The organism is Niveispirillum sp. CC-CTL257 (genome assembly GCF_059489915.1).
The window spans coordinates 580,299-605,943 of record NZ_JCAJXE010000001.1; the positions used below are offsets into that span (position 1 = coordinate 580,299).

The window sequence follows — 25,645 nt, forward strand, 5'->3', positions numbered from 1 at the left end:
TGATTCCCCTTCCGCCGCACAGGCCCGCCGGTTAACCATGGCCTACCTTTGTTCCGCGTGGATATAGCCCCATGCTGCTGCCCTATTCCGGTGGAGTTGATACCCTGCTGCTGCTGGTCATTGCCCTGATCGTCGATGCCTGTATCGGCGACAGCCCGTTGCTGCGCCGGTTTCTGCCGGGGCCGGCGGATCTGGTGGCGCGGGTGGTGGTGCAGTTCGACCGGCGGCTGAACCGGATCGACCGGACGGACGGGGTGCGGCATGCGCGCGGCTCTCTGGTCACCATCCTGCTGCTGGTACTGGGACTGCTGATCGGGTTCTGCCTGTCGGTGCTGGTGCGGCATGTGCCGGCGGGGGGCTTTCTGGAGCTGATCATCCTGGTGCGCTGTCTGACCCTGCGCCTGCCCTGGGGTGCGATGGCGCGCACGGTGACGGCGCTGGAAGCCGGGGAGACGGAGGCGGCCCGCCAGGCCGTCGGCCCCCTGACCGACCGGCAACTGTGGAGCCTGGATGATCACGGCATCGTGCGGGCCGGGGCGGAGGGGGCGGCGCGCGCCCTGACGCATGGCGTTGTTGCCCCGGCCCTGTTCTACGCCCTGTTTGGGTTGGCGGGGTTGCTGGCCTGGGCAGCGCTGGACGGCACGGCGCGCATTATCGGTCATGATACGCCGCGCCATGCCCGGTTCGGGGCGCTGGCCCGGCGGTTGACCTCCTGGGTTGGGTTTCCCGCCGCCCTGATTGCCGCACTGGTGCTGCTGTTGGCGGCGTCGTTCGTGCCGCGCGCGCGGGCGGCATCGGGCCTGCGCGATGTGCGCGGGGCCAAGGGCCACCCGATGGGGGCTGACGCTTTACCCGTCGCGGCCTTTGCCGGCGTTCTTGACCTGTCGGTCGCGGGACCCCGGCGAGAGGGCGACCGGGTGGTCAAGGAACCCTGGCTGGGCAGTGGCCGCGCCCGCGCCACCCCCCGCGACCTGCGCGCCGGTATGGCGCTCTATGCCATCAGCGCCCTGATCGCGGCAGGGTTGGTGGTGGGGATGGGGCTGGTTGTGGCGGGGTGATACTCCCCGGCAGAGCCATTCACCCAGCCTGCGACAAGACCGCCCCTTATCAAGGCTTGACCCGCCACCGCCAACGCGCCTATCAACCGTTACGTTATAACGTACTTTAGTTGAGGGTTCAGCAATGCGGACGGACAAGGCGCTTGTTTGGCTGGTGGCAGCGGTGATGGGCAGTGCAGTGGCGGCAGGGCCGGCCATGGCGCAGCAGGCACCCACCGCAGACAATTCGGCCCATGACCGGGTGGATGAAATTATCGTCACCGCCTCGCCCATCGGGGCCAAGCGGTTCGATATCCTGCAGGGTACTTCCAGCCTGTCGGGTGAGGCGCTGGACCGCGCCCTGTCGACGACGCTGGGCGAGGCGCTGGACAAGCTGCCGGGCCTGTCGCAGACGGCATTCGGGTCTGGCGCGTCGCGGCCCATCATCCGTGGTCAGGGCGGCGACCGTATCCGCATCCTGTCGGGCGGTATCGGCAGCATCGACGCCAGCAGCACCAGCCCCGACCATGCCCCCGCCCTGGACCTTGCCACCGCCAAGCGGGTGGAGGTGGTGCGCGGACCGGCCACCCTGCTCTATGGCAACAATGCCGTGGGCGGTGTGATCAATGTTCTGGATGGCCGCATCCCCATCGCCGAGCCGCAGGACGGCGTCGATGGCTTTGCCCGCATCGGGGTCGGCAGCAATGCCGATGAACGCTCCCTGGCCGCTGGCATCGATGCCCGCCTGGACGGGCCGTTCGTCCTGCACCTGGACGGGTTCTATCGTCAGGCCGACGATTACAAGGCACCGGGTTTCCTCGAATCCAAAATCCTGCGCGAGGAAGAGGATCACGAACACGAGGAAGAGGAAGAAGCCAAGGGCCGCGTCGAGAACAGCGACCTGACGCAGAAGGGCGCCACCGCCGGCCTTTCCTATTTGGGCGACTGGGGTTTCGTCGGCGTGTCGGCCAGCCGTTTCGACAGCAATTACGGCATCTCCGCCGGCCATTCCCATGAGGAAGAGCACGAGCACGAAGAAGGCGAGGAGCATGGCGAGGAAGGCCCGGTGCGCATCGACCTGGGCCAGACGCGCCTGGACCTGATAGGAGAGGTCAACCAGCCCTATGGCATCTTCGAGACGACGCGCGTGCGCTTCGGCTGGGCCGATTATGAACATAAGGAACTGGAAGGCGGGGAGATCGGCACGCGGTTCCTGAACAAGGGTTGGGAAGGTCGCGTGGAGATGGTGCAGCGCGCCATGGGCAACCTGTCGGGGGCCGTCGGCGTGCAGGCCAGCAGCCGCGATTTCAAGGCCATTGGCGAGGAAGCCTTCCTGCCGCCCAGCGATACCGACCAGATGGGCGTTTTCACCTTGCAGCGCCTGGACCTGTCACCCTTCGCCCTGGAAGGCGGGGTGCGGTTGGAGCGGCAGAATGTGACGGCGGGCAGCGTCGATTTCGATCGCGATTTCACGACCCTGTCCGTGTCCGCCGGCGCGTCGCGTCAGTTGGGCGATGGCTGGATGACGGGTGTCACCCTGTCGCGCACCCAGCGCGCGCCCAATGCCGAAGAACTGCTGTCCGACGGCGCGCATCTGGCGACCAGCACCTATGAGCGGGGGGACGGCACCCTGGGCAAGGAAACAGGCCTGGGCGTGGAAGCGACCCTGAAGAAGACGGGCGGGCCGGTGACCGGATCGGTCAATCTGTTCCTGACCGATTACGACAAGTATATCTACGAACGCCTGACGGGAGAGGAAGAGGATGGGCTGCCGGTTGCCCAGTTCTCCGCCACCGATGCCCGCTTCTGGGGCTTTGAAGTGGAGGCCGAAACCACCATCCTGCGCAATGATCAGGTGACGGTCACTCTGGATGGTGGTCTGGATTATGTCCGCGCCACCGACCGCGACAATGACACGCCCCTGCCGCGCATCCCGGCCCTGTCTGCCCGCGCCGGTGTCGGCTTTGAACTGGCGACGGTGGCCGCGCGGTTTGAGGGGGTGTGGACGGCCAAGCAGAAGCGCATCGCCGATTATGAACTGCCGACCGACGACGCGATGGTGTTCAACGCCTCGCTGGACTGGCACCCGGTGGCCGACCGCGACATCACCCTGCTGCTGGAACTGCGCAACCTGACGAATGAGGAGGTGCGGCTTGCCACGTCCTTCCTGAAGGATGTGTTGCCGCAGCCGGGCCGCGATTTCCGCCTGTCGCTGCGGGCCGGGTTCTGAGGAGCGTGAGTGTAGGTCAGGTCGACGCGATGCGTCGCCCTGACAGACAAGGCTTCCAATCCATATCTGTCAGGGCTCGCCTTCGGCTCGACCTGACCTACGGCAGACAAGAAAAAGGACGGATCAGGGCGTGCCCTGTCCGTCCTTTTTCTTGGGCAGCTTGGCGACCAGCTTGATCTCCGTGATGCCATTGTCGGGCACCAGACGGGTGATGCCGATGGCGGTCCAGGCGGGGAAAGGTGCCTTGATATATTGGTGCTTCACTTCCTTGAAGGTCGGCATCTGGCCCGGAATGTCGGTGTGATAGGTGGTCATCTCCACCACGTCGTCCCAGCCCACACCCGCCCGGCCCAGGATGATGCCCAGCCGGTCCATGGCGCGGGTATAGGCCACCTTCAGGTCGGTCTCGCCCGGGCGCATGCCGGCCACCACGCCGGACAGATAGACTGTGTCACCCGTCACTACCGCGTCGGAAAAGCCCCAGTCGGTGAACAGGGCCTTCGCCCGTTCGTCTTCAGGCATGATTATCGTGGCCTCCTGCCGCGCGCCGGCCAGGGCCGGTAGGCAAGACAGTCCACAGGCCAGCAGGGCCAGGGCAAAACCGCGCTTCATCATCACACACTCCGTCCTGTTATAGTTAAGGACGAAGCGGATATCAGAAGTGGTTTTGCCTGACAGTTACGGTGTGTAACGGGCTGGTGACGGGCCTGAGATCAGCTGAGGCCGACGGTCAGGTCGCAGGTGGTGGAGCCGATGCCGCGATTGAAGAATCGGATGACCATGCCACCGGCATCGCGCACGGCCAGCATCTGATTCTGGCCGGGACCCAGCGACAATTGCCGGCCCGTGGCGGCCAATGTGCTTTCCGTAATGGAATATTCCAGAACGCAGCGCTTGTTGCCCTTATTCTCGAACGTCACGTCGCCGGGGCCGGGGATCTTGAACTCAAAGCTTTTGCCAGCGTTGAAATCGACGCGGCCCTGACAGGGATTGCCCTTCTGCACCTCGCACCCGAACTCCCCCTGCGGGCCACGCTGGGCGGCGGGCTGGGCCTGGATGGCGGGCACGGACAGCAGGCCCGTGATCAGGGCAAGGCTGGCAAGGGTCAGGCGGGACATCCGTTCGGCGCTCCTAAGGCGGCAGGGTCATCAGTTCAAATAGACAAGCGGCAAGGGTGCTGCAAGCCTGCACCCTTCACGGGCGTCAGTCCACGCGGCTGGCGGTGAAAAAGGTGGCGGGGTGAACAAGCTGATCCTGCGCCGCGATGATCTGCAATTCCCGCTGCCCGGCGTCGCGCGTGGCCTTGAACACGGCATAGATGGCCGATGCCGCATGCGATAGGGCCAGCTGCCCGTCGCCGGTTTCCAGGAACTTGGCCAGGAACAGGGCGGCCACGCAGTCGCCGGCACCATTGGGCAGGGGCGACAGGTCCAGGCGCGGGGTGGCAACCAGGAATGCGCCGTCTGGCCCGTCCAGCAGCATTTCAATACTGTCATCGGGCGCATCGCTGCGCGTCAGGCTGGTCACCATAACCCAGCGCGGGCCCAGTTTCCGCGCCGCGCGCGTGGCTGACAGGGCCGATGACAGGTCGGTGACGGTCCGGCCCGTCAGGAATTCCAGTTCAAACTGGTTGGGCGTGATGATGTCGGCCAGGGGCACGGCGCGGTCGCGGAAGAATTCCGGGATGCCCGGCCGCACAAAGAACCCGCGCCCGACATCGCCCATGACGGGGTCGCAGCAATAAAGCGCACTGGCATGACCCTGCTTGACCCGCGCCACGGCCGACAGGACGACATCGCCCAGCGCCGCGTCGCCCATATAGCCGGTCAGGACGGCATGCACGCCGTCCATGGCGCCCCGTGCCTCTACGCCCTTCAGCACATCGGCAATATGGTCGGGCGGCAGGACCATGCCCGTCCAGGCGCCATAGCCGGTATGGTTGGAGAATTGCACGGTATTGACGGCGATGGCATCAAAGCCCAGCCGTTCCAGCGGGAAAACGGCGGCGCGGTTGCCGACATGGCCGAACGCGACATGCGACTGGATGGTCAGGATGGTCCGCACGGTTTCACCCTACTGCTATCGTCGGTTCTTGCTACGCCCGGTAATGACCGGCCTTCAATGACAAAAGCATGCGGGGGACACTGTGCGACACGTCACTGTCCATCTATATCGTCTGCGATCAGTTAATGTAACCTCTTTGCCCCTTACGGCTTAATCCAGATTGAGAAGTGAGCGTTCCCATGCGCATGCTGCGTGATGCCAAGATCAAGACCCGCGTGCTGATCGGTTTCGGGGTGCTTCTGGTGCTTCTGGTCGTGTTGACCGGCATCGGCGTGCAGAAGGTCGGCCTGATCAATACCAGCCTGACCCAGATCAACGAGGTGAACAGCGTCAAGCAGCGCTACGCCATCAATTTCCGTGGCTCCGTGCATGACCGGGCCATTGCCCTGCGCGATGTCGTGCTGGTCGATCCGTCGAAGATCGATCTGGTCGTGGCGGACATCCGCACGCTGGAAGCCGCCTATGCCAAATCGGCCACCGCGATGGACGCGATGTTCGCGGCCCGCAAGGACATCTTGCCGGAGGAACGTCAGATCCTCACCTCCATCAAGGAGATTGAGGCCAAGACCCTGCCGGGCATCAACAAGGTGATCGAGCTGCGTAAGGCCGGCAAGGATGCCGACGCGCAGGAACTGCTGCTGTCCACGGTGCGCCTGGACCTGTCGGAATGGCTGCTGCGGATCAACCGCTTCATCGACAAGCAGGAAAAGGATAATGGCCTGATCGGTGATGCGACGCGGGCGCAGGCGCGCGGCTTTTCAGAGCTGATGCTGTGGGTCTGTGGTGTCTGTCTGGTGCTGGGTGGTGGCATGGCCTGGTGGGTGGTGGGGTCGCTGGCCCCGCTGCGCCGCCTGACCGACGCCATGCTGCGTCTGGCTGATGGCAAGCTTGACACCGACATCCCCGATAATGCGGCCGCCAATGAGGTGGGTGATATCACCGGTGCGGTGCAGGTGTTCAAGACCAACGCCATTGAGGCCGACCGTCTGCGCCGGGAACAGGCCGCCGCCGAGGAACGCGCCGAACAGGCCCGTAAGGCGGAGATGCAGGCCCTGGCCCAGCGGTTCGAGGATGAGGTGAGTGCGGTCGTGGCCGCCGTCGGTACCTCGTCTGATCATATCAAGCAATCGGCCGAACTGCTGCTGACCACCGCCGGTCAGGCGGAGGAACGGGTGGATACGGTGGAGTCCTCTTCCGCCCAGGCGACCGAGAATGTGCAGGCCGTGGCAACGGCGGCGGGGCAGCTGGCCGCGTCGATCCAGGAAATCGCCCGGCAGATCGAAGAAAGTGCCGACCGCACCCGCCGCGCCGCCGAACAGGCCAGCCACACCAACAGCCTTGTCGATGGTCTGTCGGTGAAGGCCGACCGCATCGGCGAGGTGTTGGGCCTGATCAGTGACATTGCCAGCCAGACCAATCTTCTGGCCCTGAATGCCACCATCGAGGCGGCCCGCGCGGGCGAGGCCGGCAAGGGCTTTGCCGTTGTCGCGTCGGAGGTGAAGTCGCTGGCCAGCCAGACGGCGCGCGCCACCGACGACATCGCCCAGCGCATCGCCGAAATCCAGGCCGCCACGGGTGAGGCGGTGAAGGCCATCAAGGAAATCGGGGCCACCGTGGAACAGGTGAACCAGATTTCCACCTCCATCGCGTCCGCCGTGGAGGAACAGAACGCCGCCACCACCGAAATCGCCCGCAGCGCCCGCCACGCCTCCAACGGCGTGGAAACGGTGACCATGGCCGTGGTGGATGTGCGCGAAGGCACGGCCCAGACAGGGGCAGAATCGAAGGCGCTGCTGACCGCATCCGCCGAACTGACCGATCATGCCGGGGCCTTGAAGGCGCAGGTGGACCGGTTCCTGGCGTCGGTGCGTGCGGCTTAGTTTCCGCCCTCAGTTGCCGGTAGGCCGTGACACCCCGTCCCGTTGCCGGGGCCAGCCTTCCTCGGGTAGGCTGGCCCCGTTCTTCATTTGGGATCAGGCATCATGCATATCCGCCCCCGCCGTTCCGCCCTGTACATGCCCGGCGCCAATGCCCGCGCCCTGGATAAGGCGCGCACCCTGCCTGCCGATGTCCTGATCCTGGACCTGGAAGATGCGGTAGCGCCGGATGCCAAGGAACAGGCCCGTGCCCAGGTGATGGCGGCGGTGCATGAAGGCGGCTATGGCAGCCGGGAACTGGTGATCCGGGTCAACGGTCTGGACACGGCCTGGGGCCATGCCGATCTGGTGGCCGCCGCCACGTCGGGTGCCGATGCCGTCCTGATCTGCAAGGTGGACAGTGCGGAGGGGGTGCGGCAGGCCGACCGCGTGCTGCGCGCCGCCGGCGCACCGGAAAGCCTGCGCCTGTGGGTGATGATGGAAACGCCGCGCGCCATGCTGGCGGCGGGCGACATTGCCGGGGCGTGTGCGCGCATCGACTGTCTGGTGATGGGTACGTCGGACCTGACCAAGGATCTGAACGCGCTGCCCACCCGTGACCGGTTGCCCATGGTGACCAGCCTGGGCCTGTGCATGCTGGCCGCCCGGGCCTATGGGTTGACCGCACTGGATGGCGTGCATGTCGATCTGGACGATGCCGAAGGACTGGCCGCGTCCTGCCGCCAGGGCCGTGAACTGGGCTTCGACGGCAAGACCCTGATCCATCCCAAGCAGTTGGACGCCGCCAACGAGGCTTTTGCGCCGTCAGTGGAAGAAGTCGCCCGCGCCCGGCGGATTATTGCCGCGCATGCGGAGGCTGTTGATGCCGGCAAGGGCATCACGCTTGTCGATGGCAAGCTGATCGAGGCGCTGCATGTGGAGACGGCGCGGCGCGTCGTGGCGCTGGCCGAGGTGGTGGGGGTGGGGTGACCCTCACCCCTCCAACTCTTCCCGTAACGCCTCCAGCTCCAGCCAGCGCTCCTCTGCCGCTGACAGGTCCCCCTGCGCCGCCGACAAATCCTCCGACGCCTTGGCAAATCCCTTGGGGTCCTTGCCGTAGAAGGCGGGGTCCGCCATCTTGGCATTCAACTGGGCGATCTTCTTTTCCAGGGCCGCCATTTTGCCCGGCAGTTCTTCCAACTCCCGGTTTTCCTTGAAGGACAGTTTCTTCTTGGCCTTGGGTGCGGCCGGTGCGGCGGCAACCGGTTTGGCGGCGGCCTTGGCGGCTTCTGCCGGTTCGTCGGCTTTGCGCTGGATCAGGTAATCGCTGTAGCCGCCGGGATATTCCGAGACGTCGCCATCGCCCTCAACCGCGATGGTGCTGGTAACCAGACGGTCCAGGAAGTCGCGGTCGTGGCTGACCAGCAAAAGCGTGCCGTCATAATCGGCCAGAACCTCTTCCAGCAGGTCGAGCGTGTCCATGTCCAGGTCGTTGGTCGGCTCGTCCAGGACCATCAGGTTGCTGGGCTGCGCGAACAGTTTGGCCAGCAGCAGGCGGTTGCGCTCACCGCCCGACAGCGCCCGCACCGGCTGTTCCATCATCGAGGGATCGAACAGGAAATCCTTCAGATAGCTGGAAATATGGCGTGGCTTACCGCCAACCCAGATATTGTCACCGCCTTCGGGCAGCAGCACCTGTTTCAAGGTATCGTTGGGGTTCAGCTGTGCCCGGCGCTGATCAAAGACGATGGTTTGCAGATTGGTGCCCAAGCGGATCGAACCGGCATCGGCTTCCAACTCCCCGATCAGCATCTTCAGGATGGTGGATTTGCCGGCACCGTTGGGGCCGATCAGGCCAACCTTGTCACCGCGCAGGATGCGGGTAGAGAAATTCTGGCAGATGACACGTTCGCCATCCGCTGTCTTGAAACTTTTGGAGATGTTTTCGGCTTCCACCACCAGCTTGCCGGAATTGTCCCCCTCCGCCACCGCGAAATTCACCTGACGCGACTTGATACGGTCGGCGCGTTCCTGGCGCATGCCCTGCAACCGGCGGACGCGGCCCATATTGCGGGTGCGGCGGGCGGAGATGCCCCCCTCCCACATCCATTTCAGCTCGGCCGCGATCTTGCGGTCCAGCTTGTGATAGGCGGCTTCCTCTTCCTTGAAAATCTCATCCCGCCAGGCCTCAAACTCCCCGAACGGCCGTTCAGTGGTGCGCAGCACGCCGCGATCCAACCACAGGATGCGCTTGGACAGGTTCTGCAAGAAGGCGCGGTCGTGGGAGATCAGCAGCAGTGCGCCTCGGAACTGCTGCAACTCCTTTTCCAGCCAGAGGATGGTGGGGATGTCGAGATGGTTCGTCGGCTCGTCCAGCAGCAGCACATCGGGTTCGTCGACCAGGGCGCGGGCCAGGGCCGCACGGCGCGATTCCCCGCCCGAGAGCGTGGCGCAGGCGCGGTCACCGGGCAGGTCGAGCGCTTCCAGCACGGCATCGACGCGGTACTGCATCGGCTCCGCCTGCCCGCCGGCCACGAAATCGGCGACGGTGGCGAATTTTGAGAAATCCGGCTCCTGCGCCAGATAGGCGACGCGGGCACCGGGCTGCAGGAACCGTTCACCCTGATCGATATCGATCTCGCCTGCCAGACATTTCAGCAAGGTGGACTTGCCCGATCCGTTGCGGCCGACCAGGGCAATCTTCTCCCCCCGCGCCACTGACACGTCGATGCCTTCGAACAGAGTGGTGGACCCCAGATGGACCGAAGCACCGGCCAGGGAGATGAGGGCGGGATTGTTGGGGGCCATGTCAGTTGCCCTTGCCGACCTGAAGCGAGCGCACAAAGTCGGACAGGCCCACCTGACGGCGGCGCTTCAGGCGTTCGGCCTTCAGGATGGCCTCCACAGCCGCCACCGATTCCTGCACGTCCTTGTTCACGATGACATAGTCATACTCAGACCAATGGCTCATCTCGTCATTGGCCTTGGACATGCGGTGGGCGATGACCTCTGCGCTGTCCTGCGCGCGGTTGGTCAGGCGGCGTTCCAGTTCGGCCGCACTGGGCGGCAGGATGAAGACGCGGACCAGATCGGTGCCCGCACTGTCGGACAGCTGCTGCGTGCCCTGCCAGTCAATGTCGAACAACACGTCGCGTCCGGCGCGCATGGCATCCTCCACCGGCCCGCGCGGGGTGCCATAGCGGTTGCCGAAGACATGCGCATGTTCCAGCAACTCCTTGCGCGCCACCCGCGCCTCAAACTCTGCATGGTCCACGAAATAATAATGCACACCCTCCTGCTCCCCCGGCCGCATGGGGCGGGTGGTCAGGGAGACGGACATGGACAGGTTGCCGTCACGCGTCAGCAATTCGCGCGAGATCGTGGACTTGCCGGCACCGGACGGCGAGGAGAGGACCAGCATCAGGCCGCGGCGATGGATCAGGGACATTTCGGGGGCTGCCAAAGGGGGTGGTGAAGGGGCGAGGGCGGGCGGTGGCCGGCTTACTCGATATTCTGAACTTGTTCGCGGAACTGCTCGATCACGGCCTTCAGTTCCATGCCAACGCGGGTCAGTTCGACATCGGCCGACTTGCTGCACAGCGTATTGGCCTCGCGGTTGAATTCCTGACACAGGAAGTCCAGCCGGCGGCCCACGGCTCCGCCATCGCGCAGCATGGTGCGGGCCTGGGAGATATGGGCGCGCAGCCGGTCCAGTTCTTCGCGCACATCGGCCTTGCTGATCAGCAGGGCCGCTTCCTGGGCCAGCCGATCCTCCGCCACCGGCGGCACGGCATCCAGCAGGGCCTGGATCTGGCCGCGCAGCTTGGCGCGCAGGGCCTCGGGCTGAAGTGATGATGTCGCGGCGGCGGCGTCGGTCAGGCGCTCAATCTCCGCCAGATGATCCAGCAGGACGGTGGCCAGATGCGCGCCTTCGCCGGTGCGCGCCTCCACCAACCGGTCGATGGCGGTGGCGACGGTGGCGGCGATGGCCTGTTCCAGGGCCAGACGGTCTTCCTCTGTCTCGCGCGGTTCGGCGCTGTCGATGACGCCGCGCACCGACAGCAGCGTGTCGATGGCAGGCGGCGGGGCGTCTGGCCCCCCGATCTCCCGCGCCAGCTCCAGCACCTGGGCCAGCAGGTCGCGGTTGATGCGGAGCGCACCGGCATTTTCCAGTCGCGTCAGATTGACGGCGACATTGACATTGCCGCGCGTCAGCCGCGCCTCCACCGCCGTGCGGATGGCGGGTTCCACCCCGTCCAGACCGGCGGGTAGGCGGCAGCGCAGGTCGCGGCCCTTGCCATTGACGCTGCGCGCCTCCACCACCCATTGCGCGCGCTCGTTAGAGCCGTCGGCCCGGGCGAAGCCGGTCATGGAAATGACAGCGCCCTTGCCGTTGGCGGGGCCGGTCTTGCGGGCGGCGGGATTTTGCGTCACATCAGGCTCGATCTTTGGGGCGGCTGAAAGGCGGTTTATATCGCTCCGCCGCCCCAGCAACAAGGTTTCCACCGGCCGAGGCCCGTCATGCGTGATCCGCGCGTCATATTCATCACGGGTGCCTCGTCGGGCATCGGGGAGGCCTTGGCTTTGTCCTATGCCGGCAAGGGCATCCGCCTGCTGCTGACGGGCCGTGATGCGGGGCGGCTGGCACAGGTGGCGGGTCGCTGCCGGGACCAGGGGGCGGATGTGGTCACTACCAATATCGACGTCACCGACCGCGCGGCCCTGGCCGACTGGATCACCGCGCGGGATGGGGAGGTGCCGGTCGATCTGGTTATTGCCAATGCCGGCATCTCGGCGGGAACCGGCGGCGGGGTGGAGACGGAGGCGCAGGCCCGCGCCATCTTTGCCACCAATCTGGACGGGGTGTTGAATTCCATCCACCCGCTGATCCCCGCCATGGTGGCGCGGGGGCGGGGGCAGATCGCGCTGATGTCCTCGCTGGCCAGCTTTCGCGGCATGGCGGGGGCGGCGGCCTATTGCGGGTCAAAGGCGGCGGTGCGCGTCTATGGCGAGGCACTGCGCGGCGATCTGTCCCGGCATGGCGTGGGGGTCAGTGTCATCTGCCCCGGATTCGTGGTCAGCCGCATGACGGCGGTCAACCGCTTCCCCATGCCGTTTCTGATGGATGCGGAGCGGGCGGCGCGCATTATCCGGGGCGGGCTGGCGGTGGGGAAGGGAAGGGTGGCCTTCCCGTTCCCACCCTATGCCGTGTCCTGGCTGCTGGGCGTGCTGCCGCCCGGGCTGGTGGACGCCCTGCTGGCCCGGGCACCCCGGAAGGGGTGAAATACCCTTTCATCGGGATCGACGCCGTGTTCCCGCAGATTACGGCTGACGCCTAATCCGCGCTACATACGGCCCGACAGGGTTCAGTGGCCCGGTCGTAGCGCGGATTAGCGAAGCGTAATCCGCGGAACAACGACACTCACCGCACCCGCGACAATGCGAGCTGTGCCTTGGCTGTCTGACCCGACAGGGTATCCAGTGCGACGGGCAGGGTGGTGGGGCGCAGGGCGGTGGGATAGGCCTTCAGCAACAGGTCGATGGCCGCCGTCACGTCCGCCGGCAGCGGAACGCCGGCCTTCACCAACGCCTCTGACCGGACCTTGGCGGTGATGGCGAATCCATAGCCGTCCAGATAGGGCTCAAACTCCGTGCTGGCGCTGGCCGAGCGGTACTGGCGCGCGGCACGGTCGATCATGCCGGCCAGCAGCTTGGCCTGCACGGCCTTGGCGCTGTCGCTGCTTTTCGGGGCCTTGGCGGCGGTGGCGTCCAGGGCGGCCAAGACCGTCTTCACGGCCTTTTCCACCTGCGCCACGGGCGCGTTACCCAGCGCCAGTTCCGATGCCTTGCTCATCTCCTCCTGGAACGGCTTGGCACCCTGGGCCGTGAAGACCGGTTCCAGATCGATGTAAATTTCAGAGATCGGGTGGGCGAACATCTCGCCCGCCGCCTGATGCCGGTCCGCCTTATAGGCGGCAAGACCGGCATGATAATGCGCGGCGGTCACGTCCAGGGCGGAGATGAAGGCCACCGGGTCCTTGGCGGCGTCTTCGGCGGAAATGCCGCCCTCGCCACCTTCCCCGCCTTCACCCCCCTCGCCGCCCTCACCACCCTGGGCGACCTGCAGGGCGATGGTGCCGTCCTGATGCCATTGGGTGGCTGTATCGGCCAGGGCGGCACCACCGGCCAGAACCGACAGGCCGACGCCGACCCAGAGACGGGGTTGAAGCTTGATCATGGACCCAACGCTCCCATGCATGAAATATAAGGGTGAGGCGGGCGGGACCGTGCCATGATGCCCGCTCGATTGCAAGTCATTCGCAATCTTAACCGTTTGCCTTGCCCTGCGCGGAGCGTCGCATCATGATCCTGCCCATCGCCAATGTCCTGACGCCCGACGAGGTGGCCTTGATGGTGGAACGGCTGGGGGCCGGGCGGTTCCAGCCGGGGGCGGCCACGGCTGGATGGCATGCGCGACTGGTCAAGGATAATGAGCAGCTGCGCGGCGATGACCCGGCACATGGGGACCTGCGCGCCCTGGTGGAAGGGGCGGTGCGCCGCCATCCGGTGGCAGCCATGGCCACGCGGCCCAAGGCCTTTGGCCCCATCCTGTTCGCACGGGCGTCGGGCGGGCAGCATTATGGCAGCCATGTTGACGACGCCCTGATGGGCGGTGTGCGCACCGACGTCTCCTTCACCCTGTTCCTGGCCGATCCCGACAGGTACGAGGGCGGGGAACTGGTGATGGAGACAACGGCAGGGGACGTGGCGTTCAAACTGCCGGCGGGGGCGGGGCTGTTCTACCCGTCCACCACGCTGCACCGGGTGACGCCGGTCACTGAGGGGCAGCGGCTGGTGACCGTAGGGTGGATACGGTCCTTTGTGCGCGACGCGGCGGAGCGGGAACTTCTGTTCGACCTCGATACGGCGCGGCAGGGGATGTTCAACCGCGATGGCAAAACGGCGGAATTCGACCTTCTCTCCAAATGCCTGTCCAACCTGATCCGCAAATGGGCGGAGGATTGAGGGCGGGCAGGGGCGGGGGCCACGAAGCCGCTTGTCATCCCCGCCCTTTCGCGGCAATGTCCGCGGCATTTTTCGTGGTGCGACCGGCGTGACCGGTCGTCCTTTGTGGAGCCTGGGTCAAAGTGAAAGCCATCATCCTGAGCGCCGGCCAGGGCAAGCGTCTGATGCCCCTGACAGAAGACCGGCCGAAATGCCTGATCGACCTGTCGGGCCGCACCCTTCTGGAATGGCAGATCCGGGGCCTCGCTGCGGCTGGCGTGACCGAGGCGGTTGTCGTCACCGGCTTTCGTGCCGACCGGGTGGAAGAGGCGCTGGCCGGCATGGATGTGCCGGGCATCACCACCCGCACACTCTATAACCCGTTCTATGCCCTTGCCGACAATACGGCCAGCTGCTGGGTGGCGCGGGCCGAGATGGACGGGCCGTTCCTGATCCTGAATGGCGACACTTTGTTCGAACCGGAGATCGCCAAGCGTCTGCTGTCGGGTGCGAAGAAGCCGATCACGGTGACCATCGACGCCAAGGATGGCTATGACGCCGATGATATGAAGGTGCGTACCGACGCCGACGGCAACCTGATGCAGATCGGCAAGACCCTGCCGCTCGACATTGTGAACGGCGAAAGCATCGGTTTCCTGTGCTTCAGCGCCGAGGGCGGCAAGCGTTTCGCGGCGGAAGTGGAAAAGACCCTGCGCACGCCGGAGGGGCTGCGCCGCTGGTATCTTTCGGTCATCGACACCATCGCCAAGGCAGATGGCAGCGTCGGCACCGTCTCTATCCAGGGTCTGGAATGGGGCGAGATGGACTTCCCCGCCGATGTAGACAGCAACCGCGCCCTGACCACGGGCTGGACTGCGCGCGGGATCGGCTGATACGCTCCAACTATCAGTTCCTCAGGCGCCGGCGCCGCATCTGCGGCTTGGGCGCTACGCGGCACGGGCCGCGCGGCGGCAGTCGCCGCCGGAGCGGTTTTCCAGTCAAAGGAAAACCGCTCTCAATGCCCCTGATATGGTTGGACGACGGAACATTTAATTGATCCGTGTCAATGCGGGACCCCGGTGATGCGGTCAGGATGTGAGCATCCAATGACCAGTCACCAGGGGCCTACCATGCCGAACAACACTTTCCGGTTCCGCGCCGAAGACGCGATCGCCCTTAACCTGATGGATCTTGCCAACATCATCGCCCACCAGTGCGAGGAAATGTTGAGCGAGGCCGGCCTGACGGCACCGCAATGGACGGTGCTGATGAATGTGGCTGGCGATGCCAATTTCCAGGATGGGGCCCGCACCCATGACGGCATCTTCTCCTCCGAGATCGCGTCGGCCCGTGGCCTGTCGCGTCCGCACATTTCCGCGACCGTCACGGAACTGATTCGCAAGGGCCTGATCAGCCAGCAGGACGACCCGCAGGACCGCCGCCGCAAGCTGCTGCGCGTCACGCCGGAAGGGCTGGAGATGCTGCGCCGCCTGCAGCCCAAGCGCCAGGGCATCAACGATATGCTGCTGCGCGACCTCACCCCCGATCAGCGCCAGCGCATGCTGGACCTGCTGGTCACCGTCCGCCGCCGGGCGCGCGGCATCGCCGATCAGGGCACCACACCCTTGCGCATCGCCGGATGATCCCCAGATAGGAGCCATGACCGACCGGCAGGGCCGGGCTGGGTTGCATCAGCGCATGTTGCGACGCAACACAACCTGCCTATTTATACATCGCAAGTGCGAACAAAAGCGGCGGCATATGCACAGCCTCCCGCAAGGGGTTAATGCCGTTGCCTCAAATTCGCCCTTTTCGGTCGGTCATTTGTAGCTCGTTTTCACTGAACTAAGCGGAGCCGACATGGCTTTGGATGTACGTCCTCTGGTCGATGGTCTGTCGGTTTCGCCGCAGGTGACGGAGCAGGATATCCGCGACGCGCACGCCGCCGGTTTCCGCACCATCATCAACAACCGCCCGGACGGGGAAGAGCCAGGGCAGCTCTCCTCCGCCCAGGCGGGTGCCCTGGCCCGTGAACTGGGCATGGCCTATCTCTATCAGCCCGCCACCGGCCCCACGCTGGAGCTTGTGGCCCCTGATTTCGGGCAGGCGTTGGCCACGTCTCCGGGGCCCGTTCTTGCCCATTGCCGGTCGGGCACGCGCTGCACGATTCTGTGGGCGCTCGCAGAAGCGAAAGCCGGAACGCGCGATGGGGAAACAATATTGCGGACAGCGGCGGATGCCGGATACGATCTGTCCGCTTACGCGGGAATTATCGCCCGTTACACACAATCGCGGGCAGAATAGTGCCCACCCTATGCTTTAGGGCATTGTGTTGACCGCAACGCTGTGAGAGTGTCGCTTCCGGTTCGGCCTTGGTGCCGATTGGTGGAGGCGACATAAGACATGATGCGCGGCTGGGCCCACGGGCTCCTCGCTCTTCTGTTCCTGGTCATGGTGGTCCTGGGCGGCATGCTGCCCCGGAACGTCGCCATTTCTGCTGCCAATCAGCCCTTTCTGCCCTCCACGAATTTTCTGACCGGACAGGCTTTGCCTGCCGCGCCGGCCCATAATAATGGCGTCGAGATCGCGGCCGCATTTTCCCGTCCTGTCAGCCAAGGCAAGCGCGAGCGTGAGGCCGGTGGTGACGATCCTGTCCCGCTGCCCACGCTTCTCGTCGTTGCCATTGCCCTGTTCTACGCGCTGCCCCTGCGTGGCAGTGACGTGGCGCGCGCCCTTCGCATCGGCTTGACGCCGGAAGGGCGCCATCGGGAGGCCGGGCGCTGCCCGACCGGCCCGCCGGCTTTCGCCGGATAAAGAGAAGGCGGGTGGGCATCGCGTTTGGTCGTGCCTGATCCGTCCGGATACCCAACCCGAAACTGGCTTCGGCCTGCCTTCCCGGTAACGGGAAAAATGGCCAAAGTCCCTCGCCTCCGATGCTGTGCCGCCGACTGGCCGCCATACCTTCCCTCGACCGGGCGGGTTGTGGTCTCGCGGTGATGCGGCCCATGGTCCATACCGACGGTCAAGATAAAAAACCGGGATTTTAACTAAGTCCGGCGGATGTCTTGATCATCGATGTGTGCTATGGCGGAAGCCCCATCCCCCTGTGGATCGAGTGACCGACCGATGTCCTACCTGTCGCAATCGTCTTATCGGCGGCAACAGCCGCAGAGTTCAGGGCGGTTGGTTGGCATCGCGGTGGTTATTCTCCTGCACGTGGGTGTGATTTACGCGCTGGCTACTGGCTTGGCTCAGAAGGTGGTCCATGTGATCGCCGATCCGATCAAGACAGAGATCATCGAGGAAATCGCACCGCCGCCGGAGGAGACGCCCCCGCCCCCGCCGCCGCCCAAGTTCGATACGCCCCCGCCGCCGTTCATTCCGCCGCCCGAAATCCAGATCGCCCAGCCGCCGCCCGCAGCCAACGCGATCCAGACGACGACGGCGGAGCGTCCGCCGGTGGTTCAGCCGCCGGGACGTCCCGCGCCGGCTGCCCCCCCGGCTCCGCCGACGGGTGGCAAGATCGATGTGAAGAGCCTCGCGAAGAACCGGCCTGAGTATCCCGCTCAGTCGATCCGTCTGGAAGAAGCTGGCACGACTGTGATGCGTCTGTACTGCAATGCAGATGGCCGTATCTCCGACGCCACGATCGAAAAGTCGAGCGGTTACGAACGCCTGGATAATGCCTGGATGAAGGAAGCCAAGCGTGGCCGGTGGAAGTGCGATCCGCCGACCGTCAATGGCCAGCCCCAGGGCGCCTGGATTCCGAGCATGGTCCCGCTCACCTTCCGCCTTGAAGATGCGCGCTGATCTCCATCGCATCGACCTCTATCGAAACACGTAAGTCTGAAAGCAGAGCTACGATGAACAAGCTGTTCACCCTGGCGGGCATCAGCCGCCTCGCCGCCGCCGCCGCCGTTGCCGCCACGCTGTCGGCCCCGGTCTTCGCCCAGTCCACGACCCCGGCTGAGCCGGCTCCGGCCGCCACCACCGAGGCTCCGGCCGCCCCGGCTGCCGACGCTGCTGCTGCTCCGGCTGCTGACGCTGCCGCTCCGGCCGCCGAAGCTGCCCCGGCCGAGCAGGTCAACCCCTATGGTCTGAAGGCCATCATCGATCACGGTGATCTGGTCGCGAAGAGCACCCTGGTGCTGATGCTGATCATGTCCGCCGGCACCTGGTACATCTTCGTCACCAAGCTGATCGAACAGTCCAAGCTGATGGCCCAGGCCACTGCCGCCGAGAAGAATTTCTGGACGGCCGCTTCGGTCACCGAAGGCGCTTCCCGCCTGAAGGAAAATTCGGCTTTCCGCGGCGTCGTTGAAGACGGCCTGCGCGCCACCGAGCACCATGACGGCGCCCTGACGGACCATATCGACCTGCACGAATGGGTGACCATGTCCCTGCAGCGTTCGGTTGACGCCGTGAACGCCCGTCTGCAGGGCGGCCTGTCCTTCCTGGCTTCGGTCGGTTCCACTTCCCCCTTCATCGGCCTGTTCGGTACGGTGTGGGGTATTCTGAACGCCCTGGTGGCCATTGGTCTGTCCGGTCAGGCTTCGATCGACAAGGTCGCCGGTCCCGTCGGTGAAGCGCTGATCATGACCGCCATCGGTCTGGCCGTCGCCGTTCCCGCCGTGCTGGCCTATAACTGGCTGACCCGCCGTAACAAGCTGGTCATGGACCGTCTGCGTAACTTCTCCGCTGATCTGCACGCTCTGCTGATCGCTGGCCAGAAGTCCAAGACGGGCCGGAGCGCCTAACCATGGGGATGAGCGTCGGCCCCGCCAATAGTGGCGAAGACTCAGTGGTGTCGGAAATCAATACGACGCCGCTGGTGGACGTGATGCTCGTTCTGCTGATCATCTTCCTGCTGACCATTCCTGCTGCCATCCAGACCATCCCCGTGAAGCTTCCCGAAGAAGCCAACGTGGTGACTGTGACCAAGCCGGAAAACGTGACGATCGGTGTTGATCCGGACGGCAACATTTATTGGAATGCTGCTCAGTTGCCGGATTACAACGCCCTGTTCGAGCGGATGAAGGAAGTGGCGGTGCTGGTTCCGCAGCCTGAGATCCACATCCGTGGTGACAAGGAAGGGCGGTACGAGTTCGTTGGCAAGGTCGTCGTGACCTGCCAGCGAGCTGGCATCCTCAAGATCGGCTTTATCACCGAGCCTCCTGCCGGGGCGCTGAACGTCAAACGCTGACGTTCAGCCTTCCCCCCGACGGGAATGAAGGATAGGAGGCCCCCATGGGCATGAGTGTTGGACCGGGTCCCGAGGACGGGTCCGTCTCGCCGGAAATGAACACCACGCCGTTGATCGACGTGATGCTCGTGTTGCTGGTGATGCTCATCATCACCATTCCGGTGCAGACCCACGCGGTGAAGCTGGATATGCCGGCGGGCCCCCCCCCGCCGCAGACGAACGTGGTCGAACCTGAAGTCATCACCATCGAAGTCGACTTCGATGGTACCGTGATCTGGAACGGCACCGTTCTGAACAGCCGTGAGGAAATGGAGCAGCAGATGCAGCTCAAGGCCGCGCAGAGTCCGCAGCCGGAAGTGCATCTGCGTCCGAACAAGCTGGTGAAGTACAAGTACGTGGCGGCTGTTCTGGCGTCCGCACAGCGGCTCGGCCTGAACAAGATCGGCATGGTCGGTAACGAACAGTTCATGGACTGATCGGCACCAGATGATGGGGGAAAGGCGGACCTTCACAGGTCCGCCTTAAACCTGCCTACTTGACCTGATTGCATGGACAGGCGGCCAGATGGCTGGCCGTGAGACAACCCGTCGAAAGGGACCTATCGCGAAGAGACACGCGACCCTGGCGACCGATACCGAGATAGAGACAATGATCCGCACCCGTCTTTTTACCGCCGCCCTGTTGGGAACGGCCCTGGCCTTCGGCTCCTTCGCCGCCGTCATGGCACCGTCTGAGGCCTTTGCGCAGAAGGCTGGCGGTGAGAAGAAGGAAAAGGCTCCTGCCGGTGACACCGTCCGCAAGGAAGTGGGTGAGCCCCTGACGGCTGCCCAGGAGCTGATGAAGGGTAAGAAGTTCAAGGAAGCCCTGGGCAAGATCAAAGAAGCCGACGCGGTTGCTGACAAGACCCCGTTCGAAGACTTCATGGTCGAGCAGATGCGCGCCATCGCCGCCTATCAGGCTGGCGAACTGGACACGGCTGAAAAGTCGTTTGAAGCCGTCTTTGCAACCGGCCGCTTCCCCGCCGCCCAGCAGCTGACCTTCACGCAGGCACTGGCGCAGGCTTATTACCAGCAGCGCAATTACACCAAGGCGATCGCCTGGACCCAGAAGTACTTCACGGGTGGTGGCAACGACGCCAACATGCGCACCCTGCTGCTCCAGTCCTATTATCTGGGCAAGGATTATCCGAACGCCATCAAGGAAGTCAGCGCCAAGATTTCGGCGGTTGAGAAGGCCGGTGGCACGCCGGACGAGAAGGACCTGCAGCTGTTGGCCGCCGCCAACAACGAGAGCAAGAACGAAGCTGGTTACATGGGCGCGCTGGAAAAGCTGGTGCGTTACTATCCCAAGCGCGACTACTGGCTGGACCTGCTGCTGCGCACGCAGCGTAAGCCGGGCTTCGCCCGTGACCGTCTGGCGCTGGACAGCTATCGTCTGATGAACAAGATCGGTCTGCTGGACACGGCTGGTGACGTCATGGAAATGGCCCAGCTGTCCTTGCAGGCGGGCAACCCCGGTGAGGCCCAGGCCATCATCGACAAGGGCTATGCTGCCGGTCTGCTTGGCACCGGCCCCGAGGCTGAGCGTCAGAAGCGCCTGAAGGATGTGGCGACCAAGCAGGTTGCCGAAGATAAGAAGGCCCTGGCCCAGACCGAAACCGAGGCCCTGGCGGGTGCCAATGCCGGTCCGATCCTGCGCGTTGCCGAGGCCTATGCCGGCTATGGCCAGTATGACAAGGCCGTCACCCTGGCCGAAGCCGCGATCGCCAAGGGCAACCTTAAGAACCCAGACGATGCCCGTCTTCGTCTGGTGACCTACTATGTCGAGCTGGGGCAGAAGGCGAAGGCCGAAGCCGCCGCCAAGACCATCAAGGGTACCGATGGTCCGGCCGACATGGCGCGTCTCTACATCCTGGCCGCCGCCAAGGCCAAGTAAGTCGGAGGGGGCGGCGGGCCAGTCCCGTCGCCCCCTCCTGCATTTTCCCCTGTCATCCGCGCGGAAGACACGCTTCTTCCACGTCCCCCGGTGATATTGCCGCCGGGCATCCCTGGACGCACCATGTCGGATATGGAACCCACTTTCCGCCCCCGGCTGCAATATCCCGAACGCGCCCTGCGTCTTCGGCGCGAAGGCCGTGTCATTGTCGAATTCCGTATCGGCAATGATGGCGCGCCGCAGGATGTGCGTGTTGTGGAGGCGGTGCCGCCGGGCCTGTTCGAGCAGTCGGCGCTGCGCTATGCGGCCGGACTGCGCTATCACCCGGACGAGGGCAAGCCGCTGCATCCCGCCGAGGCCATGCGCCGTGAACGCGACCGTCAAAGGCTGGAAGTGCGCTTCGAGATGCGCGGACAGGCCTGATCGACATTCTCTTGCGGATATGTCTTTCAAACCGACGGTGGATTTCCTATCTGTAAGGCGTCGCATCGAAGCGGGCCGTCAAACTGGAGAATTTCCATGGGCGCCATGAGCCTCTGGCACTGGATTATCGTTCTTGTCGTCGTGCTGCTGGTGTTTGGCGCGGGCAAGCTGCCAAACGTCATGGGTGATATGGCCAAGGGCGTGAAGGCCTTCAAGAAGGGCCTGAAGGAAGGTGAGGAGGAGGCCGCCGCCGATCCCAAGCTGACCGAGAACAAGCCGGGCGAGAACGCACCCCGCTGATCCGCTGAATATTGCGGACTATTCCGGTAAGGCCGGCCCTGTCGCGCGCGGGGACCGGCCTTTGTTTTTGCGGTTGGCAAGGACCGGATGCTACCCTTACCCCTGAAGGCGCCGTCACCGGCGGGGAGGGATGATTGGGCAGCGGCGTGGAAACGGAGATGATGGCGGGGCGGGCGTTGGATGCGTTCACCGGGATACATGATCTTCCCCGCCTGCTGGAGCGACTTCACCGCCGGTTTCTGGACGTGATCCGTATCGAACTGGAACGGCTGGACAGCAGCCATGTTACCCCTGTGCAGGGCCTGATGCTGCTGACCATCGGCGACAGCAGCCCAACCGTGCAGGAATTGATCGAACGCGGCCATTATCTGGGTGCTGCCGCCGCTAGCAACCTGCGGACCCTGGTGCAGGCCGGGCTGGTGCAGGGGCCCGGATTGCAGGATGAGCGGCGGTCGGCGCGGTTGCATCTCAGCCCCGCCGGCGCCGCGCTGTGCCGTGAGTTGCGGCGGGTGGAGATGGGGCATGTCATGGCCCTGGCCCGCGATGGCGAGGGACAGGCGGAACTGGTGACGGCCTACCGTCTTCTGCACCGGTTGGAACAATCCTGGGCGGATGTCATCCGCGCCGACGCCATCGATGCCGACATTGCCGGTACAACATTGAACGGGGAGGAGGTGCAGGATGAACAGTGACAAGCCGACCGCCCTGACCCCCGCCGATGTGGCGCATCTGGCACAGGACCGGTCGCCGGAAGCCCGCATTCAGATGCTGTCCAAATTGCTGCGCACCGCCGAGCAGGCGGTCCTGGCCGAGGCGGGTCAGGCACTGGTGCATGACCTGTTGACCCGTCTGGCCCATGACACGGTGCAGCAGGTGCGCGAGGCGGTGGCCTGGCAGATCTATAACAGCCCGTTTCTGTCGGACGGGCTGGCCCGCGATCTGGCGCTGGACATCACCTCCGTCGCGTTCCCCCTGCTGCGCCATGGCGAGACGCTGGGGGATGCGCTGCTGCTGGAGGTGATTGGCCAGGGAAGGCCCGACAAGCAGATGGCCATCGCGGCGCGTCAGAACCTGTCGGCGGCGGTGTCGGGTGCCCTGGCAGAGGTTGGCAATCTGGCCGTGGTCGCAACCCTGGCCGGCAATGAAGGGGCGGCGCTGTCGGATGCCTCCCTGCAATCACTGGCCGACCGTTATGCCCATGTACCGCTGGTGGCCGAACCGCTGGCCGGGCGTGCCACGCTACCGGCCAGCGTCGTGGAGCGGCTGGTCGCGCATGTGTCGGACAAGGTGCGGGCGCATCTGGTGGAACGTCACCGCCTTTCCCCCGTGATCGCCGCAGAGCTGGCGGCGCATGGCCGGGACTCAGCGACGCTGACCATGCTGCGGCCGGTGTCCAGGGCCGGGATGGATGGCGATGCGCTGGCGGTGCATCTGCATGAGCAGGGGCGGCTCAGTGTGGCGCTGCTGCTGCGGACCTTGTGCGCCGGCGATTTTGACTTCTTCGCGGCGGGGATTTCCACCAAGTCGCGGGTGCGCAAGACCAATGCCATGGCCCTGCTGCTGGATGGCAAGTGGGAGGGGATGAAGGCCCTGCTGGATCATGCCCATGTGCCCAAGCATCTGTTCGCGCCGTTCCAGGTGGCAATGCGGGTGGCCAAGAGTCTGGGGTATCGCGGGGCTGCGGAGGGGCGTGAGGTGTTCCAGACGGAAGCGCTGGGCCGTATCTATGCCGAATGTGGGCAGTCGGAGGAGCGGGCCATGGATAACCTGCTGTTGCAGCTGTTCGACCGCAAGGAGGATGACATGGTGGATGCTGCCATGGATGTGGCGGGCATGCCGTTCATTCCGCTACGCGGGGCCGTGCCGAAGAGGTGAGGGGCCGGGCCGCCCGGTGCCCGAAAGACCCTAAAACGCCCTGATCTGCATCTGGATGGGGCCTTCGGCGCGCCCATGGATGAACTGATCGACATACGGGTTGCCGCTATTATCGATCTCCGACACCGGCCCCACCCAGATCAGTTTACCCTTATAGAGCATGGCGATACGGTCGGCGATCTTGCGGGCGCTGGCCATGTCATGGGTGATGGAAAGCGCGGTGGCGCCCAGATCCTTCACGCATTTCACGATCAGATCATTGATGACGTCGGCCATGATCGGGTCCAGGCCTGTCGTCGGCTCGTCAAAGAAGATGATCTCCGGTCGGGTGCAGATGGCGCGGGCCAGCCCCACGCGCTTCTGCATGCCGCCCGACAGTTCGGCAGGCGACAGGTCCGCCACATCGGGGGCCAGACCCACGGCACCCAGGGTGGCGATGGCGCGCTCCTTGGCCTCTTTGCGGCCCAGGCGCTGCGCCCCCTGGATCAGGCCAAAGGCGACATTTTCCCAGACGGGCAGGCTGTCGAACAGGGCCGCGCCCTGGAACAGCATGCCAAACTTGGCCATGGCGCGTTCACGGTCGCGGCCCGTGATATGGGTCGTGTCTTCGCCATCGATATGGATGGTGCCGGCATCGGGCTGCAGGATGCCCAGGATGCTTTTCAGCAGCACCGACTTGCCGGTGCCCGACCCGCCGATGATCACCACGCTTTCGCCGCGCTGGATTTCCAGGTCGACGCCGTCCAACACCACCTTCGGCCCGAAAGCCTTCTTCACGCCCTTCAGCGCGATCTTGGGCACATCCATGTCCTGCGTCAGTTCCAAGGGTGCCATCGTCATGAGAAGAAGATCCCCGTCAGCAGATAGTTCAGGACCAGGATAAGGATGGAAGCCGACACGACGGCGTTGGTGGTGGCCGCCCCCACGCCCTGCGCCCCGCCACGCGAATTATAGCCGTGGTAGCAGCCCATCAGGGAGATGACGAAGCCGAACGCCGCAGCCTTCACCAGACCGGACACCACATCCATGAATTCCAGATATTGCCAGCTGTTGTTGATATAGCTGGAAGCGTTGAAGCCCAGGCGGTAGACGGCCACCAAATAGCCGCCGAACACGCCGATAATGTCTGCCACCAGCACCAGGATCGGCAGCATGGTGGTGCCGGCGATCAGGCGCGGCACCACCAGATACTTATAGGGGTTTGTGGACAGGGTAGTCAGCGCGTCCACCTGTTCGGTGACGCGCATGGTGCCCAGTTCCGCCGCCATGGCGGCACCAATGCGCCCCGCCACCATCAGCCCGGCCAGCACCGGACCCAGTTCCCGGGTGATAGACAGCACCACGACCGTGGCGATGGCGCTTTCGGCGGAGAAGCGGGAGAAGCCGGAATAGCTTTGCAGCGCCAGCACCATACCCGTGAACACGGCGGTCAGGCCGACGACGGGCAGGCTGTAATAACCGATCTCCACCATCTGCCGGCCGATATGCCGGAAATAGAAGGGCGGGCGCAGGCAATGGGCCAGGGCCGTGAGGGTGAACAGGGCCAGCCGCCCCGTCGCCTCCAGGAAGGTCAGGGTGGCACGGCCGATCGCGCTGAGGAAATTCATGTACCTGGCCTTCTGCTTGGGAGCGAAACCCGTCCCATCGCTAGACAATGGGGTGTCTTCTGTCAATGTCGAGGGGGAGGGGGTGCATGTCCTTGTTGCGCTGCACCCAA

28 protein-coding genes are annotated in these 25,645 nt (G+C 64.7%); 19 read left to right on the forward strand and 9 right to left on the reverse strand.

The genetic code is table 11. From position 1 onward, the window contains the following. Positions 1–71: 71 nt before the first annotated feature. Together ABC729_RS02830 and ABC729_RS02835 are read left to right on the forward strand one after the other, a co-directional pair. Positions 72–1,058 (forward strand): cobalamin biosynthesis protein, encoded by a 987-nt coding sequence (locus ABC729_RS02830; protein ID WP_495606145.1) that lies wholly within the window; start codon positions 72–74, stop codon positions 1,056–1,058. A 124-nt stretch (positions 1,059–1,182) separates the two neighbouring features. After that, positions 1,183–3,267, forward strand: coding sequence for a TonB-dependent receptor (locus ABC729_RS02835; RefSeq protein ID WP_495606146.1), 2,085 nt, complete (start codon positions 1,183–1,185; stop codon positions 3,265–3,267). Positions 3,268–3,390: 123 nt separating this feature from the next. Here the strand turns inward: ABC729_RS02835 and ABC729_RS02840 are convergent, their stop codons facing one another. The 3 genes from ABC729_RS02840 to pdxY form a co-directional block, all read right to left on the reverse strand. Then, positions 3,391–3,882, reverse strand: a complete 492-nt coding sequence (locus ABC729_RS02840) for a Rid family hydrolase (protein WP_495606147.1) — start codon at positions 3,880–3,882, stop codon at positions 3,391–3,393. A 98-nt stretch (positions 3,883–3,980) separates the two neighbouring features. Then, positions 3,981–4,385, reverse strand: coding sequence for a hypothetical protein (locus ABC729_RS02845; RefSeq protein WP_495606148.1), 405 nt, complete (start codon positions 4,383–4,385; stop codon positions 3,981–3,983). A gap of 85 nt (positions 4,386–4,470) precedes the next feature. Further along, the gene (gene pdxY, locus ABC729_RS02850; RefSeq protein WP_495606149.1) at positions 4,471–5,331 is read right to left on the reverse strand and encodes a pyridoxal kinase PdxY; all 861 of its coding nucleotides are present in this window, start codon (positions 5,329–5,331) and stop codon (positions 4,471–4,473) included. A 179-nt stretch (positions 5,332–5,510) separates the two neighbouring features. Between pdxY and ABC729_RS02855 the strand changes: the two genes are divergently transcribed. Together ABC729_RS02855 and ABC729_RS02860 are read left to right on the forward strand one after the other, a co-directional pair. Further along, entirely contained in the window at positions 5,511–7,211 is a 1,701-nt protein-coding gene (locus ABC729_RS02855) for a methyl-accepting chemotaxis protein (RefSeq protein ID WP_495606150.1), read from the forward strand. 102 nt (positions 7,212–7,313) lie between these two features. Then, a complete protein-coding gene (locus ABC729_RS02860; protein ID WP_495606151.1) occupies positions 7,314–8,177 on the forward strand; it encodes an HpcH/HpaI aldolase/citrate lyase family protein in 864 nt (287 codons plus the stop codon). A 3-nt stretch (positions 8,178–8,180) separates the two neighbouring features. Here the strand turns inward: ABC729_RS02860 and ABC729_RS02865 are convergent, their stop codons facing one another. From ABC729_RS02865 to ABC729_RS02875, 3 genes are read right to left on the reverse strand one after another with little or no spacing between them, the layout of a single operon-like run. After that, on the reverse strand, positions 8,181–9,995 hold the full coding sequence (locus tag ABC729_RS02865) for an ABC-F family ATP-binding cassette domain-containing protein (RefSeq protein ID WP_495606152.1): 1,815 nt from the start codon (positions 9,993–9,995) through the stop codon (positions 8,181–8,183). Between the two features lies 1 nt (position 9,996). Beyond that, positions 9,997–10,635, reverse strand: a complete 639-nt coding sequence (gmk, locus tag ABC729_RS02870) for a guanylate kinase (protein WP_495606153.1) — start codon at positions 10,633–10,635, stop codon at positions 9,997–9,999. A 53-nt stretch (positions 10,636–10,688) separates the two neighbouring features. Then, complete coding sequence (locus ABC729_RS02875) at positions 10,689–11,621, reverse strand: YicC/YloC family endoribonuclease (RefSeq protein ID WP_495606154.1); 933 nt, start codon at positions 11,619–11,621, stop codon at positions 10,689–10,691. Between the two features lie 87 nt (positions 11,622–11,708). Between ABC729_RS02875 and ABC729_RS02880 the strand changes: the two genes are divergently transcribed. Continuing rightward, on the forward strand, positions 11,709–12,470 hold the full coding sequence (locus ABC729_RS02880) for an SDR family NAD(P)-dependent oxidoreductase (RefSeq protein ID WP_495606155.1): 762 nt from the start codon (positions 11,709–11,711) through the stop codon (positions 12,468–12,470). A gap of 139 nt (positions 12,471–12,609) precedes the next feature. Here ABC729_RS02880 and ABC729_RS02885 read toward each other — a convergent pair whose 3' ends face one another. After that, on the reverse strand, positions 12,610–13,425 hold the full coding sequence (locus ABC729_RS02885; RefSeq protein ID WP_495606156.1) for a hypothetical protein: 816 nt from the start codon (positions 13,423–13,425) through the stop codon (positions 12,610–12,612). Positions 13,426–13,550: 125 nt separating this feature from the next. On the opposite strand from ABC729_RS02885, the gene ABC729_RS02890 reads away from it, so the two are divergent. From ABC729_RS02890 to ABC729_RS02955, 14 genes are all read left to right on the forward strand, one after another. Then, complete coding sequence (locus ABC729_RS02890) at positions 13,551–14,213, forward strand: Fe2+-dependent dioxygenase (protein ID WP_495606157.1); 663 nt, start codon at positions 13,551–13,553, stop codon at positions 14,211–14,213. Between the two features lie 122 nt (positions 14,214–14,335). Further along, positions 14,336–15,085 carry a phosphocholine cytidylyltransferase family protein gene (locus tag ABC729_RS02895; protein WP_495606158.1) on the forward strand — a complete coding sequence of 250 codons (750 nt, stop codon included), beginning with the start codon at positions 14,336–14,338 and terminating at the stop codon, positions 15,083–15,085. A 237-nt stretch (positions 15,086–15,322) separates the two neighbouring features. Continuing rightward, positions 15,323–15,835 carry a MarR family winged helix-turn-helix transcriptional regulator gene (locus ABC729_RS02900; RefSeq protein WP_495606159.1) on the forward strand — a complete coding sequence of 171 codons (513 nt, stop codon included), beginning with the start codon at positions 15,323–15,325 and terminating at the stop codon, positions 15,833–15,835. 217 nt (positions 15,836–16,052) lie between these two features. Continuing rightward, positions 16,053–16,496 (forward strand): protein tyrosine phosphatase family protein, encoded by a 444-nt coding sequence (locus ABC729_RS02905; RefSeq protein ID WP_495606160.1) that lies wholly within the window; start codon positions 16,053–16,055, stop codon positions 16,494–16,496. 99 nt (positions 16,497–16,595) lie between these two features. Continuing rightward, on the forward strand, positions 16,596–17,006 hold the full coding sequence (locus ABC729_RS02910; protein WP_495606161.1) for a hypothetical protein: 411 nt from the start codon (positions 16,596–16,598) through the stop codon (positions 17,004–17,006). A 312-nt stretch (positions 17,007–17,318) separates the two neighbouring features. After that, complete coding sequence (locus tag ABC729_RS02915; RefSeq protein WP_495606162.1) at positions 17,319–18,002, forward strand: energy transducer TonB; 684 nt, start codon at positions 17,319–17,321, stop codon at positions 18,000–18,002. 53 nt (positions 18,003–18,055) lie between these two features. Then, positions 18,056–18,949 carry a MotA/TolQ/ExbB proton channel family protein gene (locus ABC729_RS02920; protein WP_495606163.1) on the forward strand — a complete coding sequence of 298 codons (894 nt, stop codon included), beginning with the start codon at positions 18,056–18,058 and terminating at the stop codon, positions 18,947–18,949. 2 nt (positions 18,950–18,951) lie between these two features. After that, the gene (locus ABC729_RS02925; protein ID WP_495606164.1) at positions 18,952–19,395 is read left to right on the forward strand and encodes an ExbD/TolR family protein; all 444 of its coding nucleotides are present in this window, start codon (positions 18,952–18,954) and stop codon (positions 19,393–19,395) included. A 44-nt stretch (positions 19,396–19,439) separates the two neighbouring features. Then, on the forward strand, positions 19,440–19,871 hold the full coding sequence (locus ABC729_RS02930) for an ExbD/TolR family protein (RefSeq protein WP_495606165.1): 432 nt from the start codon (positions 19,440–19,442) through the stop codon (positions 19,869–19,871). A gap of 172 nt (positions 19,872–20,043) precedes the next feature. After that, on the forward strand, positions 20,044–21,330 hold the full coding sequence (locus tag ABC729_RS02935) for a tetratricopeptide repeat protein (protein WP_495606166.1): 1,287 nt from the start codon (positions 20,044–20,046) through the stop codon (positions 21,328–21,330). Positions 21,331–21,453: 123 nt separating this feature from the next. Beyond that, positions 21,454–21,753: an energy transducer TonB gene (locus ABC729_RS02940; protein WP_495606167.1), complete on the forward strand. Its 300-nt coding sequence runs from the start codon at positions 21,454–21,456 to the stop codon at positions 21,751–21,753. Positions 21,754–21,849: 96 nt separating this feature from the next. Then, positions 21,850–22,053, forward strand: a complete 204-nt coding sequence (locus tag ABC729_RS02945; protein ID WP_054167050.1) for a twin-arginine translocase TatA/TatE family subunit — start codon at positions 21,850–21,852, stop codon at positions 22,051–22,053. Positions 22,054–22,187: 134 nt separating this feature from the next. After that, a complete protein-coding gene (locus tag ABC729_RS02950) occupies positions 22,188–22,745 on the forward strand; it encodes a MarR family winged helix-turn-helix transcriptional regulator (protein ID WP_495606168.1) in 558 nt (185 codons plus the stop codon). Continuing rightward, complete coding sequence (locus tag ABC729_RS02955; RefSeq protein ID WP_495606169.1) at positions 22,735–23,928, forward strand: DUF2336 domain-containing protein; 1,194 nt, start codon at positions 22,735–22,737, stop codon at positions 23,926–23,928. The genes ABC729_RS02950 and ABC729_RS02955 overlap by 11 nt, the downstream gene beginning before the upstream one ends. Positions 23,929–23,958: 30 nt before the next feature. Here ABC729_RS02955 and ABC729_RS02960 read toward each other — a convergent pair whose 3' ends face one another. Then, the gene (locus ABC729_RS02960) at positions 23,959–24,768 is read right to left on the reverse strand and encodes an ABC transporter ATP-binding protein (protein ID WP_495606170.1); all 810 of its coding nucleotides are present in this window, start codon (positions 24,766–24,768) and stop codon (positions 23,959–23,961) included. Then, positions 24,765–25,535, reverse strand: coding sequence for an MlaE family ABC transporter permease (locus ABC729_RS02965; protein WP_102111685.1), 771 nt, complete (start codon positions 25,533–25,535; stop codon positions 24,765–24,767). The genes ABC729_RS02960 and ABC729_RS02965 overlap by 4 nt, the downstream gene beginning before the upstream one ends. Between the last annotated feature and the right edge of the window lie 110 nt (positions 25,536–25,645).